We start from the raw sequence: 3003 nt of genomic DNA, 5'->3' as shown, positions 1-3003 counted from the left end.
TTGTGTATGCTCCTAGGTTCTAACGCATTTGCCGCCTTGCGACAGCACAAACTATTTAGCGTATTGGTCATACTTCGTGCTGTAGCGTTGTTGACTGCACTTATAGGCTTACTCTTCTTGTTCTTGCCAATTAGTAATATCTAGGACCAGCTCGCATTCATCATCCATATAAGCGCCTGTTGGTACAAAACCAAGTTTTTTGTAGAACTCAAATGGGCTTTCTTCCCCTTCACCACAGCTATTATAAAGGCGTGGGTATCCTTTTCTTTTTAAATAATGGATGACTTGAACTAGGGCTTCACGGCCGAATCCCAGCTTTTGGTAGGGTTCAGCAATCATAAAACGCCAAAGCATAATACCGTTATATTCTAATTCATCATCATCTAACCCAGAATGCAGCATGATGAAACCGACAGGGACATCATCGGCGTAAATGCCTCGATACCATGCGCAATCAGAAAACTGGGCTTCCACCATGGAATAGGCATTGTCAGCCACCATATTACGTTGTGCTTCACTAAGCGTATGACTTAGTAAGCAAATTTCAGAAAAATTATCGGCGGTGACTTTTTGTAGGGTAACCAGTGAATTTTCATCTAATTCAGGTTCGATGAGCTCTTTCATAACATTTCCTTCGACAGAATATTGACCATAATCATCAGTGATGGGCTATTTTTATTATTGTTGTTGAACATAATTAAATATTAGAAATTTGCGATATGGATATAAATCAATCAACCAGAGATTTCACTACCAGTCAATGACTTAATTGTGGCTATGTAAGCGGGATCTAAAAAGTGATGGCAACTTACTTAAGTGTGAGTTGCCATTGTGAGGGCGATAGAGGGGATAGAAACAAATTAGTGCTCGGCTTCGCCACCTAATACATCAATCAAGCGAGCGATTAATGCACTAAGTTCACCTGTCATTAATACGTAATCAGCATCAAATTTTTGCGCGTAGTCTTCTTTAGCGATGTCGTCATTTTGGTCTTTTAATGTATCGCTAAATTTGAGGCGCTTCAGGGAACCATCATCAGATAACATGAACTGGATACGCTCTTCCCAATCCAAGGCCAGTTTGGTAACGAGTTTACCGGCTTCAATGTGGGTGGCGATTTCATCAGAAATGAGTTCTTGCTTCTTACAACGGATAATACCACCTTCTTCTAAGATAGCTTTTAGCTCCGCTTCATCCATGACGGCAAAACCTTGTGGTAATGAGCCCGAACGGATCCATTCAGTGAGTGTTAGCTCTATTGGATCTTTAAAAGTCAGAGGGACGACAGGTAAGGAACCTAAGCTTTTGCGGAGTAAGGCTAAATTGTCTTCAGCGCGTTTTGCGCTTGCGGCATCAACAATAATTAATTGATTTACTGTATCAATCCAAATGTAGGTTTTACTGAATTTACTGAATGCACGAGGAAGGAGTGAGTGAACAACTTCATCTTTTAGTGAATCTTTTTCTGTTTTCTTCAGCTTACGGCCTTGGTCAGCTTCCAATTTTTCGATTTTATCCTGCAATTCTTGCTTAATTACAGGAGATGGCAGCATTTTTTCTTCTTTTTTAGCACAGATAAGAATTTGGTTACCCGCTGCATGTGTCAATGCATCACCACCATTCATAGGGGAAACCCAGCCAGTTTGCATCATATCTTGGCTACCACAAGGGTGATAGGCGAGGGCGGCAAGCTGTTTCTCTAAATCATCTGCGGAGAGTGCCAAATCCCGATTCAGGCGATAGACCAATATATTCTTGAACCACATGAAAAACCTACCTTTGTTGATAAATAGCCAGTTAGAGCAGGGAGCTATGATAGCGAATTGTCTGTTATTAAGCGAAAAAAAATGCGCTATCGTTGAGGGCTGCTATCATTTCATTAGTTAGCTATTGATAATCCCCCTCAAAGCAAGCCATGATAGCTATAGAAGCCCTGACATAAAAACTTTAAATAGTAGAGAACATCATAATGAGAATAGGTATTGACCTTGGTGGAACCAAAATTGAAGTTATTGCATTAGATGACAGTGGCAATACTTTGTTTCGTAAACGTATTCCAACACCTCGTGGTGATTATGATGCGACACTTAAAGCGATAGCAAGTTTAGTGGCAGATGCAGAAACGGCGACTGGGTTGTCAGGTAGTGTTGGTGTGGGGATCCCTGGAACATTGTCTCCTGTGACTGGTAAAGTTAAAAATGCCAATTCCACATGGCTTAATGGTAAACCGTTCGATGCTGATTTGAGTTATTTATTAAATCGTGAAATAAAAATGGCGAATGACGCTAATTGCCTAGCTGTCTCAGAAGCGGTTGATGGCGCAGGAGCAGGCGAGAAAGTCGTGTTTGCTGTTATTATCGGAACCGGTTGTGGTGCAGGAATTGCGATAAATGGGCAAGTGCATTCGGGGGGAAATGGCGTTGCAGGGGAATGGGGGCATAACCCTTTACCATGGCAAGATGAGCAAGATAGGCAGTTTCTAGTATCAGAAAGCTGTTATTGCGGGCTGACGGGTTGCACCGAATTGTTTGTTTCAGGTACAGGGTTTATGGCGGATTACGCAAAAATGTCAGGAAGCCAAAAAACGGGGATGGAAATTGTTGCATTAGCTCAAACAGGTGATAAACATGCCACCATTGCACTGGAAAATTACCTTAATCGCCTTGCAAAAGCCCTTGGACAAGCCATTAATATGTTAGACCCAGATGTGATAGTGCTAGGGGGCGGAATGAGTAATGTTGATTGCCTCTATGAAGAGCTACCAAAGCGTATTCGTCAGTGGGTGTTTGGTAGGGAGTGTGATACACCGATTCGTAAGGCGGTGCATGGCGATTCGAGTGGGGTTCGCGGAGCTGCTTGGTTGTTTTCGTCCTAATTTACGCTGTCGCGGTGTTGGCTTCATTCGGTTACTCGGGTCACATACTTGTGTATGCTCCCCGAGATACCCTCTTTTGCCGCCTAGCGACAACGTAAATTAGTTAGAAAATAGAGCCTGTGAGATGG

3 protein-coding genes are annotated in these 3003 nt (G+C 42.5%); 1 reads left to right on the top strand and 2 read right to left on the bottom strand.

Annotated features, from left to right (window positions below):
* Positions 1–108: 108 nt before the first annotated feature.
* Both SJ312_RS10710 and rdgC read right to left on the bottom strand, forming a co-directional pair.
* Positions 109–624: a GNAT family N-acetyltransferase gene (locus SJ312_RS10710; RefSeq protein WP_004905596.1), complete on the bottom strand. Its 516-nt coding sequence runs from the start codon at positions 622–624 to the stop codon at positions 109–111.
* Between the two features lie 236 nt (positions 625–860).
* Positions 861–1766: a recombination-associated protein RdgC gene (gene rdgC / locus SJ312_RS10705; protein WP_004905595.1), complete on the bottom strand. Its 906-nt coding sequence runs from the start codon at positions 1764–1766 to the stop codon at positions 861–863.
* 203 nt (positions 1767–1969) lie between these two features.
* On the opposite strand from rdgC, the gene mak reads away from it, so the two are divergent.
* Complete coding sequence (gene mak / locus SJ312_RS10700) at positions 1970–2875, top strand: fructokinase (RefSeq protein ID WP_172766809.1); 906 nt, start codon at positions 1970–1972, stop codon at positions 2873–2875.
* Positions 2876–3003 lie beyond the last annotated feature (128 nt).

Source organism: Providencia sp. CIM-Carb-044 (assembly GCF_033901115.1).
GTDB lineage: Bacteria > Pseudomonadota > Gammaproteobacteria > Enterobacterales > Enterobacteriaceae > Providencia > Providencia hangzhouensis.
Note: the sequence above shows the minus strand (reverse complement) of the source record. Positions and strands in the feature narration are given on the sequence as shown.